At 38.5% G+C, this 15,256-nt stretch carries 9 protein-coding genes; 7 read left to right on the top strand and 2 right to left on the bottom strand.

The genetic code is table 11. The features are described from left to right. The first annotated feature begins 5 nt into the window (after positions 1-5). Together BM207_RS17610 and BM207_RS17605 are read left to right on the top strand one after the other, a co-directional pair. Positions 6-3,182 carry an efflux RND transporter permease subunit gene (locus BM207_RS17610; RefSeq protein ID WP_090997551.1) on the top strand — a complete coding sequence of 1,059 codons (3,177 nt, stop codon included), beginning with the start codon at positions 6-8 and terminating at the stop codon, positions 3,180-3,182. Positions 3,183-3,192: 10 nt separating this feature from the next. Next, a complete protein-coding gene (locus BM207_RS17605; RefSeq protein ID WP_090997746.1) occupies positions 3,193-4,596 on the top strand; it encodes an efflux transporter outer membrane subunit in 1,404 nt (467 codons plus the stop codon). A 17-nt stretch (positions 4,597-4,613) separates the two neighbouring features. Here the strand turns inward: BM207_RS17605 and BM207_RS17600 are convergent, their stop codons facing one another. Both BM207_RS17600 and BM207_RS17595 read right to left on the bottom strand, forming a co-directional pair. Further along, complete coding sequence (locus BM207_RS17600; protein WP_090997548.1) at positions 4,614-5,321, bottom strand: LytR/AlgR family response regulator transcription factor; 708 nt, start codon at positions 5,319-5,321, stop codon at positions 4,614-4,616. Further along, positions 5,318-6,814 carry a sensor histidine kinase gene (locus BM207_RS17595; protein ID WP_090997545.1) on the bottom strand — a complete coding sequence of 499 codons (1,497 nt, stop codon included), beginning with the start codon at positions 6,812-6,814 and terminating at the stop codon, positions 5,318-5,320. Before BM207_RS17595 ends, BM207_RS17600 begins: the two co-directional genes overlap by 4 nt. Before the next feature lie 12 nt (positions 6,815-6,826). On the opposite strand from BM207_RS17595, the gene BM207_RS17590 reads away from it, so the two are divergent. The 5 genes from BM207_RS17590 to BM207_RS17570 all read left to right on the top strand — a co-directional run bounded on the left by BM207_RS17590 (position 6,827) and on the right by BM207_RS17570 (position 15,246). Beyond that, positions 6,827-7,843, top strand: coding sequence for an ABC transporter ATP-binding protein (locus tag BM207_RS17590; RefSeq protein WP_245768160.1), 1,017 nt, complete (start codon positions 6,827-6,829; stop codon positions 7,841-7,843). Between the two features lie 5 nt (positions 7,844-7,848). Further along, positions 7,849-11,367: an ABC transporter permease/M1 family aminopeptidase gene (locus BM207_RS17585; RefSeq protein WP_177217171.1), complete on the top strand. Its 3,519-nt coding sequence runs from the start codon at positions 7,849-7,851 to the stop codon at positions 11,365-11,367. A gap of 131 nt (positions 11,368-11,498) precedes the next feature. Continuing rightward, entirely contained in the window at positions 11,499-12,854 is a 1,356-nt protein-coding gene (locus tag BM207_RS17580) for a sn-glycerol-1-phosphate dehydrogenase (RefSeq protein ID WP_090997539.1), read from the top strand. Positions 12,855-12,871: 17 nt separating this feature from the next. Beyond that, positions 12,872-14,365, top strand: coding sequence for an MFS transporter (locus BM207_RS17575; RefSeq protein WP_090997536.1), 1,494 nt, complete (start codon positions 12,872-12,874; stop codon positions 14,363-14,365). A 5-nt stretch (positions 14,366-14,370) separates the two neighbouring features. After that, on the top strand, positions 14,371-15,246 hold the full coding sequence (locus BM207_RS17570) for an HAD-IIA family hydrolase (RefSeq protein WP_090997534.1): 876 nt from the start codon (positions 14,371-14,373) through the stop codon (positions 15,244-15,246). The last annotated feature ends 10 nt before the right edge of the window (positions 15,247-15,256 follow it).

Raw genomic sequence — 15,256 nt, 5'->3', positions numbered from 1 at the left:
AAAATATGTTTAAGAAATTTATAGATAGACCAGTTTTATCAACTGTTATATCGATTATCATCGTGGTACTCGGGGTCCTGGGCTTAATAACTTTACCAGTGTCACAGTATCCTGAAATAGCCCCACCAACTGTCCAAGTATCTGCATCCTATCAAGGAGCAAATGCGGATGTAGTAATGAACAGTGTGGTTATACCACTCGAAGAACAAATTAATGGCGTAGAAGACATGACCTACATGACTTCTAGTGCCAGCAACGAAGGTACGGCCACAATTACCGTGAACTTTAAGCTTGGTACAAATCCAGATTTGGCTGCGGTAAATGTGCAAAACAGGGTTGCCAGAGCCACTAGTTTATTGCCTGCCGAGGTTACCCGTTCGGGCGTGGTTACGGCGAAAAGACAGGCAAGTAACGTATTAATTTTTGTTATCCACAGTGATAATCCGGCATATGATCAAACATTTTTGCAAAATTATGCAAACATTAACATTATCCCACAAATTAAAAGGATAACCGGTGTTGGTGATGCAAGTTCATTTGGACAAATGGATTATAGTATGCGTATCTGGCTTAAGCCAGATGTGATGGCAACTTATGGTCTGGTTCCGAGCGATGTGAGTGCAGCGCTGGCAGAGCAAAACGTAGAGGCTGCACCGGGGCAGTTTGGTGAGAAAGGTGACCAATCATTTCAATACACGTTAAAATATACAGGTAGGCTCAAAAGTGAAGAAGCATTTAGCAATATTATTATCAAAGCTGATGCAACCGGACAAATACTTCGCTTAAAGGATGTGGCGCGTATCGAATTGGGAGCCTTAAGTTATGGAAGTACCTCCAAATACAATGGAAATTCTTCTATTGGGATAGCAATTAACCAAACAGCCGGCTCTAATGCAAAGGAAGTAATCGAAAATTCCATAAAAACATTAGAAGAAGCCTCCAAATCTTTTCCAAAAGGTATTAGCTATACTCCCTTGGTAAATGTGAATGATTTCTTGGATGCCTCAATTGAGAAAGTAATCCATACGCTAATCGAAGCATTTATTTTGGTGTTCATTGTAGTTTTTATCTTCCTGCAAGACTTCCGTTCGACTTTAATACCGGCAATTTCGGTTCCTGTAGCTATTATTGGCACATTTTTCTTCTTAAGCTTATTTGGCTTTACCATTAACCTATTAACATTATTTGCATTGGTGCTTGCCATAGGTATTGTAGTGGATGATGCTATCGTGGTCGTCGAGGCCGTTCATGCCAAGTTAGATCATGGTTATAAATCGGCCAAGAAAGCTACTGTTGATGCAATGGAAGATATAACGGGTGCGATTATCTCTATTACACTGGTGATGGCTGCGGTATTTATCCCGGTAAGTTTTATTGAAGGTTCATCGGGTGTATTCTATAAGCAATTTGGCTTAACATTGGCGATTGCAATTATCTTATCTGCAATTAACGCATTGACATTAAGTCCGGCATTATGTGCTTTGCTTTTAAAGCCACATGCAGATGACCATGCCAAGCCGAAAAACTTTTTACAGCGATTTTATATAGGCTTTAATACCTCATTCGATTTGATGACCCTTCGGTATAAAAAGTCTATTTCATTCTTGTCGCGTAAAAAATGGATTGCCGGGTTAGGGATTTTAGCCTTCATAGGTATTTTATTATGGACGATGAATACAACGCCTAAAGGTTTCGTGCCCAACGAAGATCTGGGTGTAATCATGTCTGATATATCTTTACCTGCGGGAACTTCTCAAGAAGAGACCCAGGTAATTATTACCCAAATTGATAAAATCGTGAGAGATATTCCCGAAGTCCAAAGCGCATTAAGGATTGTGGGTCGAAGTATGATTAGTGGAGCAGGTAGCTCTTACGGAATGGTAATTTCTCGATTAAAACCATGGGATGAGCGTAAACGGGATGTAAAAGCAATTATCGGTGAGCTATTTGCAAAAACTGCAGCCATCAAAGGTGCAAAGATTATTTTCTTCGCTCCTCCAACTATACAAGGTTTTGGTACCAGCGGGGGCTTTGAGTTTCAATTGCAAGATAAAACAGGTGGCGATATTAATAAGTTTAATGAAGTTGGAAACGCATTTTTAGCATCATTGGCTAAGCGCCCTGAAATTCAGTATGCGTCGACATCCTTTAACCCTAATTTTCCGCAGTATCAAATTGAGGTTAATGTGGCTAAGATTAAGCAAGCTGGGCTAACTGTTACTGATGTGTTAAGCGTATTACAAGGCTATTTTGGGGGTGTATACGCTTCAAACTTTAATAAGTTTGGTAAGCAGTTTAGGGTAATGTACCAAGCAGACGCAGCATATCGTGCTAATCAACAAAGTTTAAATAGTATTTACGTGCGTAACGCTAAAGGTCTTATGGCACCTATTAGTGAGTTTATTACACTTGAAAAGGTTTATGGTCCGCAAGCTATTTCCCGTTTCAACCTCTATACTTCAATTGCTGTAACAGGCAGCCCTAAGCCAGGTTTCAGTTCGGGCGATGCGCTAAGGGCCGTACAAGAGGAAGCTGCCTTGCATTTACCAACAGGTTACGGATATGAATTTTCCGGCTTGTCGCGTGAAGAAATGAGCAGTGGTAGTCAGACAGTGTTTATATTTTTGCTTTGTGTAGTATTTGTATATTTCTTGCTATGTGCCCAATATGAGAGTTATATTTTACCTCTGGCAGTGCTTATCTCTCTTCCTATCGGGTTGGCCGGAGTATTTATTTTTGATAAGATTTTCGGAGTAGATAACAATATATATACACAGATTACACTAATTATGCTGGTTGGTCTGCTAGCTAAAAATGCAATTTTAATTGTGGAATATGCGGTAGATCGGAGGCGAAAAGGGATGGGCATTGTAGATGCCGCAATCCAGGGCGCAACTGCGCGTTTACGACCGATTCTAATGACTTCATTTGCGTTTATTTTGGGACTTCTTCCCTTAATGCTTTCTACTGGGGTTGGTGCAGCAGGTAATAAATCCATTGGTACCGGAGCTGTTGGAGGAATGTTAATAGGGACGATCTTTGGGGTTTTTGTAATTCCCGCACTATTTATCATTTTCCAAACGCTTCAAGAAAAAGTGAGTAGTAAATCTCCGTTTAATGACGATGTTGATATGGAGCAATCAGCATTAACATTTCCGGAAGTTGATGAACGCGAACATTAATTTACAATTTATGACATTCAAAAATAAACACACTTTAATCATATTAGGTATTTTAACGGTTAGTTTGAGTGCCTGTATCAACCAAAAATATACTGGTCCTGTGGCAAATGCCAACCACCTCTATCGTGATCAAACAAGTACAGATACAACAACGATTGCACAACTGCCTTGGAAAAATTTATTTACAGACCCTATTTTGCAATCGTTAATCGAAACAGGTTTGGCGCAAAATTTGGATTTGAAGCAAGCGATAGAAAGGATTAAAATTGCAGATGCCAGCTTACAACAAAGTCGGTCTGCATTGTTTCCCAGTTTACAAGGCGATTTATCTGTAACTGACGCTAAGCAATCTCGTGCAGCTTTAAATTTTCCTCCTGGAATTAATATAAACCTCGAAACGCAAACTTATAGGGCGCAACTGAGTACCAGTTGGGAGGCTGATATATGGGGCAAATTGAGTAGTGCTAAACGCTCCGCCTATGCCTCGCTCTTGCAAAGTGACGCGGCAAAAAGAGCCGTGCAAACACAGTTGATTGCTAATATTGCTAATACATATTATAATTTGTTAGCGCTTGATAAACAATTGGAAATTACGCTCCAAACTATCAAAAGTAGAAGAACCAATGTGGAAACCATGAAAGCTTTGAAAGATGCTGCGAAAGTTACGGGAGCAGCCGTAGTTCAAAGTGAGGCAAACCTATACGCCGCAGAGGTGTCGTTGCCGGATTTGAAAAAAAGTATCAGAGAAAACGAAAATGCTCTTAGTGTTTTACTGGCAAATGCTCCGTCTGCTGTAAATCGTTCTTCAATAGACCAGCAGGTTCCTTTTAAAGAGCTAAGCATTGGAGTTTCTGCACAATTGTTGCAGAACAGACCCGACGTGCAGGCAGCAGAATTCGCCTTTAGAGCTTCTTTTGAAAACACTAAAGTTGCGAAATCCTATTTTTATCCTGCCCTAACTTTAACTGCAAGTGGCGGCTTGTCTACCCTACAGTTAAAAGATTTTTTTAGCCAGTCTGTTTTTTACAATTTGGTTGGCGGGTTAACCCAACCCATCTTTGCAAGAGGACAAAATAAAGCTCGCTTAAAAACTGCTCAGGCCCAACAGCAGATTGCGTTTTACGCTTTTCAACAAACGCTTTTAATGAGTGGCTCTGAGGTTTCCAACGCTTTATATGCCTATCAAACGGCAGCAGAAAAGCAAGAAACCAGGGCGAAACAAATTGCATCCTTAACCAAGGCAGTAGATTTTACCCAGGAATTGTTACGCTATAGCTCTGCTACAAATTATACCGATGTATTAACATCAGAGCAAAGTTTGTTAAGCGCTCAATTAAGTGGTGTGGGAGATCAACTGCAGCAACTTCAAGCCATCGTAAATTTGTACCGTTCGCTTGGAGGAGGTTGGAAATAGCTTGGAGAAAAGAGGCGCTAATAACTATCAATATCAAGTAATTGCTTGATAATTGACTTGTAATTTTTTCCAATTGGTATTTGTGTGCCGTTTTTAAGAATAAGCATATTCCCTTCCAGGTAATGAACGAACTTTTTATTGACAATATAAGATTTATGCACTTTGATAAATAGTTCTTTAGGCAATTGTTCTTCAAAGCTAGTTAGCGTTCTGGGGGTAAGTTGGAAGTTCCCATCTTTCCAAACTTTCACATAGTTCCCCAGGCTTTCTAAATACTGCAGCTCATTTAATTTGATGAGGATATGTTTCTTATCAACCTTTATCCCGATATGATCTTCTTCAATTTGCTGCTTAACCTGGTTCTTAAGCTGGTGTATTTCCAAAGCGCGGTTAGCCGCTTTTAAAATCCGGTCAAAACGAAATGGCTTCAGGAGATAATCACAAACATCGAGATCAAAGCTTTCCAGCGCATACTCTTCAAATGCCGAGGTGATAATGATGATTGGTTTTTGTTTTAGCGTTCTAATAAAGTCAAGTCCGTTTAATTTTGGCATACGAATATCCAAAAAGAGTACATCAATTTCATTTTTACTTAGAAAATTGAAAGCGTCGGTAGCACGATAACATTGACCAATTACTTTCAAAAAAGGAATATCCTCAAGATGGGTTAAAATCACATCGTGTGCCAAAGGTTCATCGTCAATAATTAAGCAGCTTAAACTCATACGCTCAACGTTAATTCCGCTCTGTAAATACTTTTTGTTTTTGTTATTTCGAAACTATGCCTTTCCGGGTATAACAAAGCTAATCGTTTTTGGAGATTTGTTAATCCGATGCCGTTGGTTTTAATAGAGTTTTCTTCTTCAAATGAATTTTCGCAGCTAAAATATAGTTTCTTTTGATCTGATTTAAGTTGTAATGTCAAAAATGATTGGTTCTCAGCGGTTTCAATCCCATGTTTAAAGGCATTTTCTATCAATACGATTAACAAAAGCGGCGCTATTTGTAAATTTTCATCGATAATATGCTTGTCGAAGTTAAAAAGTAATGGTTTCTTTAGTCTTATTTGTTGCAATTGAACATAATCTTCGATGTAATTAATTTCCTGAATCAAATCAACGTAGTCTTGTTGTCCTTTGTAAATAGTATAACGCATTAACTCTGCTAACTGAAGTATGCTATCTGAGGTTTTTTCCGACCGCTGTAAACTCAGTCCATAGAGGTTATTGAGCGTATTGAAAAAGAAATGAGGGTTTAATTGTTGTTTCAATAAATCCAATTCAGTTTGCGACTTTTGTTTTTCTAACGAAAGTATCTGTGTATTTTGGTTTCCCCATTGAATAGCTAATACAATCGGAAGACTAAATAACATTACGCCAAACACCCCAAAAGCATTTTCTAGATCGAAAGCACTGTCAGAAAAGATATCTCTTCCTAATGTTTTATTAATGGGCAATGATATTAAAAGTTGTGCAATAACCGGATACAGGAACACGATTGTTGCTAATACACTCAAAATATATAAAAGCAGACCACGCTGTTTAAGTACTTGCGAAACTAATATTCGACTGTTAATAATAAAGAATAAATAACCGCATAGATACATCAGTAAAAACTGGGCGAAGAAAATCAGGAAAGTGCCAAAGTTGCGGTACACTTTTTCTAAACTGAATTCGAATCCAATAAGTAATCTGTGTTCGTTGTGGTAAGCAGGATTGTTCAAACTTGAAACTCCCATCACTGCAATTAAAAATGAAATGAGTATCAAGCTAATCAACACAGCTTTTTCAAGCCCGATTTTCTTTAGCCACTTAGCATCTTTCGCTTTCTTTTGATAATAGGAATTAACAATCAATAACAATTCAAGTGCCAACGCAGAGATCGATGAGGTGATGAATAGGGAAGAGTCAAATTTGTTGGTTGCGAGTGAAATGCAAAAGACGGTAAACACTGGTTGAACTAGAACAAAACACAATAACCAATACAGAACATATTGTTTAGGAGCTAAATTTTGTTTCCAATCCGCTTTATTGAAGGAAAAAACAAGCACAGGCAATTGATTAATTCCCAAAACTAAAACGCAACTCAAATAATCAGCCCATTGAAGTGTTCTCGCTTCTGTTATGCGAAAAATCGATACCCAAAGAATAAGGCCAATAAAGAGTATAAACTCTTGATACTTAAATATAAGTTGTAGGCCGCTGGCATTTTTTGTCATATAACGAAAGTAATGAATTTAATGATAAAGGAAATTTCGTTCATCACTGATTTCCGTGCGTTCATCACTTTAATTGAGAACCAAAAGTTAAGTATGGTTTCTTTGCATCATCTTAATAAAAACAACATGAGCAGACTTCTAATTCAAAATCTAAGTAAAAGTTATAGCAATGGAGTAAGAGCATTGGACAATGTTTCATTGAGTATTTCAAATGGGATGTTTGGTTTGTTAGGGCCAAATGGGGCCGGGAAATCGTCCTTAATGCGTACACTCGCAACTTTGCAACTTCCAGATAGTGGCAAACTTTTTTTTGACGGAAATGACATCTTAAAGAACCCACAAGAAATGCGTAATCAATTAGGGTACTTACCGCAAGATTTTGGTGTTTATCCTAAGATATCAGCATTCGATCTCCTTAGCCACCTTGCGGTATTAAAGGGGTTAGTTAACAAAAGCGACCGGAAAGAGCAGGTTTTATCGTTGTTACAGCAAACTAATTTGTTTGAGGTAAGAAACAGAGCAGTTGGTAACTTTTCGGGTGGCATGCGACAAAGATTTGGTATTGCTCAAGCATTATTAGGCAACCCTCAGTTAATTATTGTCGATGAGCCCACCGCCGGATTAGATCCCTTAGAACGTAACCGTTTTCATGATTTGCTTAATGAGATTGGCGAACAGAAAGTTGTAATGCTTTCGACCCACATTGTAGAAGATGTACACGATCTGTGCCCTGAAATGGCAATATTGGCAAATGGGCAACTAATTTTAAAAGGAAAACCTGCTGATTTGACAGAGAGGTTGAATGGCAAGATTTGGAGAAAAGTTATTGATAAGTCGACATTAAGCGAACACCAGTCACTGTTTACGGTAATTTCAACACGAATTATCGCAGGTAAGATTCAGTTGTTCGTTTTAGCCGACGAATGCCCTGCCTCTGGTTTTGAACAATTTTATCCCGGTTTGGAGGAGGTATATTTCGCTGCATTATTTGGTTTACAGCACAACATACAGGAGGGATTTTCATGTTAATCTCGATGTTAAAATTTGAACTGAAATATCATTTCAAACAGACTTCTTTTCAGCTTGCCTGCATACTTTTTTTAGCGTTAGCAATGGTTACAGTGGCCAAAGGCTCATTCGGAGGACCAGAGGTTTACAAGAACTCAGCCTATGTCGGTACCTATATGATTTCCTTTTTGTCGCTATTTGCTATTTTTTCGAGTACGTTATTTTGTGCAAATGTGGTGCTTCGTGATCATAGGTATAACATGGAGTCTGTTGTTTATTCGACCTCTGTCAATCGTCTTCCCTATTTTGTTGTGAGGTTGCTGGGATTATTGATTGCCGTTTTTATACATCTTTGTTTTGCGGTTATTGGGTTGTTTGTGGGAGCTTTCTTCGTAGAAAGTGCTAGCCTTGGGCAATTTAACCTAAGCTATTATCTCTATCCATTGTTTGTTTTTGGATTGCCAAACGTGTTTTTATCAGTAAGTTGTATTTTTTGTGCCGGACTGTTAACCAAAAATGTGCGGGCCATTTATGCCGCTGGTGTATTCCTATATATTGGCTATATGGTTGCTTCCATTTTAGGCAACTCACCCTTATTTGCGACTTCAACTTTAAAGGTAAATGATCCAAGTATGCTGCCCTTTTTGTTTGATCCTTTTGGGATGACCTCTTTTTTTACGGAGACCAAAAAATGGCCGGATATTGTAAAAAATTATCAGCTTTTTCCCGTAGGTGGCTTGTTTTTGGCTAATAGGTTGATTTGGTTAAGTGTGAGTAGCTTAATTATATTGATAACCTACAATCTCTTTAATTTCAGATTGTCGGTTCCTAAACAGTTGAAAACAAAAAGTAAAGAAAAAAGTAAATCAGTTAAAATTCCTTTTAAACATTTTAATGTACAGCCAACTGGGTTTAATTATAATTTTTACTCATTTGCCTCGCAGTTTAAACTCGAACTAATCTCATTGTTTAAGCATATCCCCTTTATGGTGATGTTACTGCTTTGGTTATTCGTCTTTGGGGTCGAGTTAAAGGATGCGCTTTTTAATGGAGCTTATGGAATTCAGGCCTATCCAACAACGGGATTTATTTTAGAGCAAATAAGATCCATAAATTTTGGTCTCATTTTAATTGTCTTCTATGCCGCTGAGCTTGTAGGTAAAGAAAAAGCTGCGAAAATCGAAGCCTTGATTTACAGTACGCCGGTAAGAGGAGGAGTGTTATGGGCGGCAAAATGTTTAACCTTAAGTGTATTGGTGATGGTATTGGTTACGCTAAATATCGCCATAGGTATTAGCGTACAGGTTGTAAATGGCTACTTTGAATTCGAACTATTAAAATATTTTTCTTTATATTATTATAGTGCCTTTCCCTTGCTTCTTTTTGTTGTACTCATTGTATTTGTTCAAAATTTATCAGATAATAAATACTTAAGTCTGTTGATGAGTATGATGGTCGTCCTACTTTTTATTTTCTCCTCGCAAATTGGAATAAATCATTTTATGCTTCGATTTGCTAATGTTCCCACACTTCAATTTTCTTATTTCAATGGATTTGGCCATTATGTACGGGCCTTTAACTGGTATATGTTGTACTGGTCTGGTTTTGCGATAATTTTAGCTATAACAACAGTTGGGATGTGGCAAGGTAGTGTACAGCGAACTTTTTTTAACCGACTAAAAGCCATACCCAAAACAATCGGCAAAACTAAGTTTATTTTCTTATTGGGCGTTGTAGTGTGGTTAGGGAGCGGGGTCTTTATTTATCACCGCACAAATGTGATTGGTAATTATCGTAATAAAGAGGCAAAATTAGCATGGCAGGTTAATTATGAGAAAAAATACGCATCGCTTGCTCACCTTCCCCAACCTATTATCAAATCTGTTAAAACTACTGTTGATCTTTTGACCAATGATGGTACTTATCTAGTTAGCGGAACTTATCGATTAAGAAATGAAACAAACGACCCCATTCGTCAGGTGTGGGTGAGCTTGGATCAATCTGTCAATCATTTTGAAGTTACTATTCCAAATGGAGAGAACCAACGACAGGACCCACTATTTAACCAGCAGTTCATTAATTTAAAAAAACCGTTGCTGCCAAATACAGAAACAACTATGTATTTCAAATTAAGAATAGTTAGAGATGGCTTTGTACCGTTTAATACGGAAAATTCTTTATCCTCTGATGGAACTTATATCGAACTGGAGAAATATGTACCTCATTTTGGCTTTGATGAAAGCCTGTTAACAAATGATATAAGAACCAGACGAAATGCAAATCTTCCAGTAAAGATTAAACAGGTTAAAGTTAATGGCAATTATCATCTAATTAATCTGGAAACGGTGATTTCTACAGCACTGGATCAAGAGGTTGTTACTGTTGGAACCTTACAGAAATCCTGGGTTGCTAATAAACGCCGTTTTTTTCACTATAAAACTACTCATCCAATCAATTTCATGTTCGCATTAAGTTCGGCTAACTATGAGATCAAGATGGAAAAACACAAGGGCATTAACCTAAGTATTTATTATAGAAAGGGACACGAATACAATTTAAACAGCATGATGAAGGGAGTTAAAGAGGCAATTGATTACTGTGCTAGTAACTTTGGATCTTACCCTTTAAAGCAATTTGTGCTGGCCGAAATACCACATTATCGAGGAGCAGCTACCGCTTATCCCGGAGTGGTATTTAGTTCAGAAAAGATTAATTTCTTAAGTAATTTCAATAATCCAAGCCAAATAGACCAAGCTTATGCAATTACTACACATGAGGTTGCGCATCAATGGTGGGCTAATAAATTGGATCCCGCAAATGTTGCTGGAAGGTCGATGCTTACCGAATCTTTAGCAAAGTATACAGAGGCTGTCCTTATAGAAAAAGCTTTCGGTAAAATGTATTTGAGCAATTATTTCCAGCTAGATAACCGCCTTTATTTTGCCAATCGCAGCCCCAACGAAAAAGAGCTGCCTATGACTAAAGTCATCGATCAAGCATACGTATATTATCAAAAAGGAGGAATAAACATGTATGCTGTTATGGAGGCGGTTGGAGAAAAAGAATTTAATAACGTATTAAAAAAGTTAATCAATACTCATGAAAACCCAAACCAAAAGGCTACAACAGCAGATTTTATGCGTTTGTTAAATGAGTACCTGCCCTCAAACCAAAAGAAATTCGTCGATGATAGTTTTAATCAGGTAGTCGAGTATGAGATGAATATAAAAGTGCTATCATGTAAACCTACAGATGATGGTAATTATCTGGTGAAACTTCAAGTTAATGTGGGATTGAATAAGTTGGGTACAAAAAAACTTCTTCCACCTGATATGGATGTTTCTATCGCTTTATTTGATAAACTAAAACCTGAATGGGATAATCTTACTAAACCTGTTTTTATAAAGAAATATCGCATTCAGCATTTAGAGACCAAATTATCACTTATTGTTCACCAAAAGCCAAAAATTGCTGTTATAGATCCTTATTGTTATCTGCTTGATGCCAATTTGGAAGATAACTCCCACGAAATATTGCAAAGATAGAAGCGTACAAACATATATAGTGCTTTCGATTTGTTTTATTTGTTTTTATTTTATTTCTTTGATTTAGATGATGCGTTTAATAACGATACGATATGAAACATTTAGGTACAGAGAAATGAATATAAAAAACGATGTCGAACATTGAAAATGCATTGACGGCCGCAAGAGAAACTAAAGCGCTTAAAATTGGGATTGGGGTTTTAGCGGGAGTGGCGGAATTATTTAATGAGCAGTTTCCGGGGAAAAAGGCGGTTATTGTTGCCGACCGAATCACTTTTTCTATTGCGGGAGAGGAGGTTTTCAGTCGATTTAAAGAAGCTGGAATTGAACAGGAAGAGCCATTTATCTTTCAGGCCCCGCATTTGTATGCCGAGTATGCTTTTGTTGAGGAACTGGTTTTGTTTTTAAAAACTAACAACGCGATTCCGGTTGCCATTGGCTCAGGTACGATTAATGATTTAACTAAACTCGCATCGCATTTATCTAATCGGCAATACTTATGTGTCGCAACCGCAGCTTCAATGGATGGATATACTGCCTTTGGTGCTTCCATAACAGCAAATGGCGCAAAGCAAACCTTTAATTGTCCCGCGCCTCAAGCCTGTCTAGCAGATATAGCCATCATCTGCAAAGCCCCATCTGAAATGACAGCCTCGGGTTATGCAGATTTGTTTGCAAAGGTTACAGCTGGCGCTGATTGGATATTAGCTGACCAATTGCAAGTTGAACCTATCGATCAGAAGGCATGGTCTATTATTCAGGATGGTTTACATCAAGCGCTTGCTGATCCCGAAGGCGTACGCAAAGGAGATCCCGAAGCAATTACTAAATTGGTTGAAGGATTGATGCTGGGTGGGTTTGCGATGCAATGGTCTCAATCAAGTCGCCCCGCCTCTGGAGCCGAACATCAATTTAGCCATTTATGGAATATGGAAGCTCATTTACACAATGGGGAGCATATTTCGCATGGCTTTCAGGTAAGTATTGGAACCTTGGCAATAACTGCATTCTATGAAAGCTTGCTAGCTACAAATGTGGAGGATTTAAACGTAGCAACTAGTTGTGAGAAGTGGCCAACACCTACGGAATCAGACGTAGCAGCTTTAAAAATGTTTGAAGGAACAGATTTCTCTGAAGTTGGTTTGCAAGAAACCAAAGCAAAATACACCAATCGGGAAGAGCTAAATGCTCAACTAACCCTATTCAAAAATGATTGGGAAATATTAAAGGGTCGACTGACTAAACAGCTTGTCCCGTTGAAGGAAGCAAAATCTAGGTTAGCTTTAGTGGGTGCGCCGACAGAACCCGAACAAATCGGGATTTCAAGGGAAAGGCTTCGCAACACCTTTATTCGAGCTCAGTTTATACGTCGACGTTTTACCATATTAGATCTAGCGGTCCGAACTGGATATCTGAATCAATGGCTAAATTCTCTGTTTGGAAAGGACGGCATTTGGGAAATAGGACAAGCCAATATTAAAACCTAAAAAAATAACCAATCAATATGGATCACAATGTTAATCAAGGGCAGCCATTAACTGATGCTACTTCAAGTAAAAAATTTAAATATTGGCAAGTGCGTACGATCATTGCCACTATGGTTGGTTACGCCATATTTTATTTTGTTCGAAAGAATTTTTCTTTTGCCATTCCGGGATTAACAGCTGAATACGGGATCACTAAAACTAGTTTCGGGATTATTATGACTCTGGTAACCATTGTTTATGGGATATCTCGGTTTTTAAATGGGATACTTGCAGACAGGATGAATGCGCGCTATCATATGTCTATTGGTTTATTTTTATGTGCGGTGGCTAATTTTGCATTTGGTTGGGGGGCTGATTTAAGTAGCTTGTTTACAGGGCAAACAGGCGGACCTATGTTCACCAATACTATGGTTCTCATTTTCGGTGTTATTCTAATCCTTAACAACTTCATACAGGGAAGTGGTTTCCCACCTGTAGCACGCTTATTAACCCATTGGATACCACAAAACGAACTGGCTACTAAAATGTCGGTTTGGAATACCTCGCATTCTATTGGCGCTGCACTGGTGGCTATACTTGCAGGTTATATCATGGGCACTTTGGGTACAGATATGAGTGCTAATCCCGAGATAGTCAATTCAATCGCTGCCAATTTGAAGATTAATGTCAATGATGCAGACAAAATGAAAAGCGTAATCGAATCGGCTACTCATTATGGTGCATGGAGATGGTGTTTTTGGATACCTGCCGCAATCGCATTAGCAGGTTCTATTGGCTTATTTATAACCTTGCGTGATACGCCATCTTCGGTAGACTTGCCAGAGCTTCATAAAACCTACAAAAAAGGGAGGGAGTCTTCTGCTGAATTTAAAGCTTTTCTCCGCAAATCTGTGTATCGTAACAAATGGATTTGGATATTGGGAATAGCCAATTTTTTTGTATATGTAGTTCGTTTTGCTGTATTGGACTGGGGTCCAACATTTCTAAAAGAAGCCCATGGAATGACTTTGTCGAACGCTGGCTGGACAGTGGCCGTTTTTGAAATTTTCGGAATTTTAGGTATGCTTGCAGCAGGATGGGCTACCGATAAATACTTCGCCGGAAAGGCTCACCGAACTTCATTGTACTGTATGGTGGGTGTGGCCATATTTATGACGATTTTCTTATACTTGCCAGATAGTAGCCCACAATGGATCATGATATCGGTATTGGCTATGGCTGGATTTTTTATTTATGGTCCACAGGCGCTTATTGGTATAGCGGCAGCAAACCAGGCAACCAATAGAGCCGCAGCCACTGCAAACGGTTTAACCGGCTTGTTTGGTTATGCGAGTGGGTTAGTTTCGGGAGTTGGGGTAGGATACATGGTTGATTCGATAAATAAGGTAAACCCCGGAAAAGCTTGGGATTATGTGTTTATGATGATGATTGGAATGGCATTGGCTGGAGTACTTATTTTTGCCTTAATGTGGAAAGCTAAGGCTCACGGATACGACGAGTTGGAAAATTAATTATAATGAAATTGGAAGATAAAATATTTGAAGGGATTCACCAACCTGTTTCGCCTCAATTGAATGAAAAGTTGAAGCGAATTAAACACGTTGCACTCGATATGGATGGTACCATTTATAATGGAAGCACTTTGTTTCCGTATACGATTGAGTTCTTAGCTGGTTTAAGAAAGGCTGGGATCGGTTACTCTTTTTTAACTAATAATCCATCGAAGAACACCCACGATTATTTAAGTCATTTGGCTAAAATGGGGATCAAGGCCAATATCGAAGAAATGTACACTTCGGCATTGGGCACTATCGATTATCTTAAAAATAATTACCCTGAAGTTAAGCGCCTTTTCATTTTAGGCACGCCAAGTATGATTGCCGAATTTGAAGAAAACGGATTTATTTCAACTGCTGATGATGCAGATGACATACCCGATGCTGTTGTGGTTAGTTTTGATACCTCATTAACATATGCCAGATTGTGCAGAGCTGCCTGGTGGATAAGTCGGCAATTAGTTTACATAGCAACCAACCCTGATTGGGTTTGTCCGACAGATCAAGCCGTTATTTTGGTCGATTGCGGTGCAATTTGTGCATGCTTGGAAGGTGCTACAAAAAGGCAGCCCGATGTGGTGGTTGGAAAGCCAGATCCCAGAATGTTGGATGGTATTTTACAACGTTATGGGTTAAGATCTGATGAGATTGCTATGGTAGGCGATCGATTATATACAGATGTTAAAATGGCTGTCAATGCAAATGCTTTGGGTGTCCTAGTGCTTTCGGGCGAGGCCACAATTACCGATACCATTCATGCAGCAGTAAAGGCCGATATAATAGCCGATAATGTAGCTACATTTGGAGCATTACTATTAGCAGCTAAGAATTCATAAATTGATTTAT

It is taken from the genome of Pedobacter insulae (genome assembly GCF_900113525.1).
Taxonomy (GTDB): Bacteria; Bacteroidota; Bacteroidia; order Sphingobacteriales; family Sphingobacteriaceae; genus Pedobacter; species Pedobacter insulae.
Note: the sequence above shows the minus strand (reverse complement) of the source record. Positions and strands in the feature narration are given on the sequence as shown.

Bases quoted from the DNA above. Each gene is read 5' to 3' on its own strand.
- BM207_RS17610 (WP_090997551.1), top strand. From the start codon at position 6: ATGTTTAAGAAATTTATAGATAGACCAGTTTTATCAACTGTTATATCG.
- BM207_RS17605 (WP_090997746.1), top strand. From the start codon at position 3,193: ATGACATTCAAAAATAAACACACTTTAATCATATTAGGTATTTTAACG.
- BM207_RS17600 (WP_090997548.1), bottom strand. From the start codon at position 5,321: ATGAGTTTAAGCTGCTTAATTATTGACGATGAACCTTTGGCACACGAT.
- BM207_RS17595 (WP_090997545.1), bottom strand. From the start codon at position 6,814: ATGACAAAAAATGCCAGCGGCCTACAACTTATATTTAAGTATCAAGAG.
- BM207_RS17590 (WP_245768160.1), top strand. From the start codon at position 6,827: ATGAATTTAATGATAAAGGAAATTTCGTTCATCACTGATTTCCGTGCG.
- BM207_RS17585 (WP_177217171.1), top strand. From the start codon at position 7,849: ATGTTAAAATTTGAACTGAAATATCATTTCAAACAGACTTCTTTTCAG.
- BM207_RS17580 (WP_090997539.1), top strand. From the start codon at position 11,499: ATGTCGAACATTGAAAATGCATTGACGGCCGCAAGAGAAACTAAAGCG.
- BM207_RS17575 (WP_090997536.1), top strand. From the start codon at position 12,872: ATGGATCACAATGTTAATCAAGGGCAGCCATTAACTGATGCTACTTCA.
- BM207_RS17570 (WP_090997534.1), top strand. From the start codon at position 14,371: ATGAAATTGGAAGATAAAATATTTGAAGGGATTCACCAACCTGTTTCG.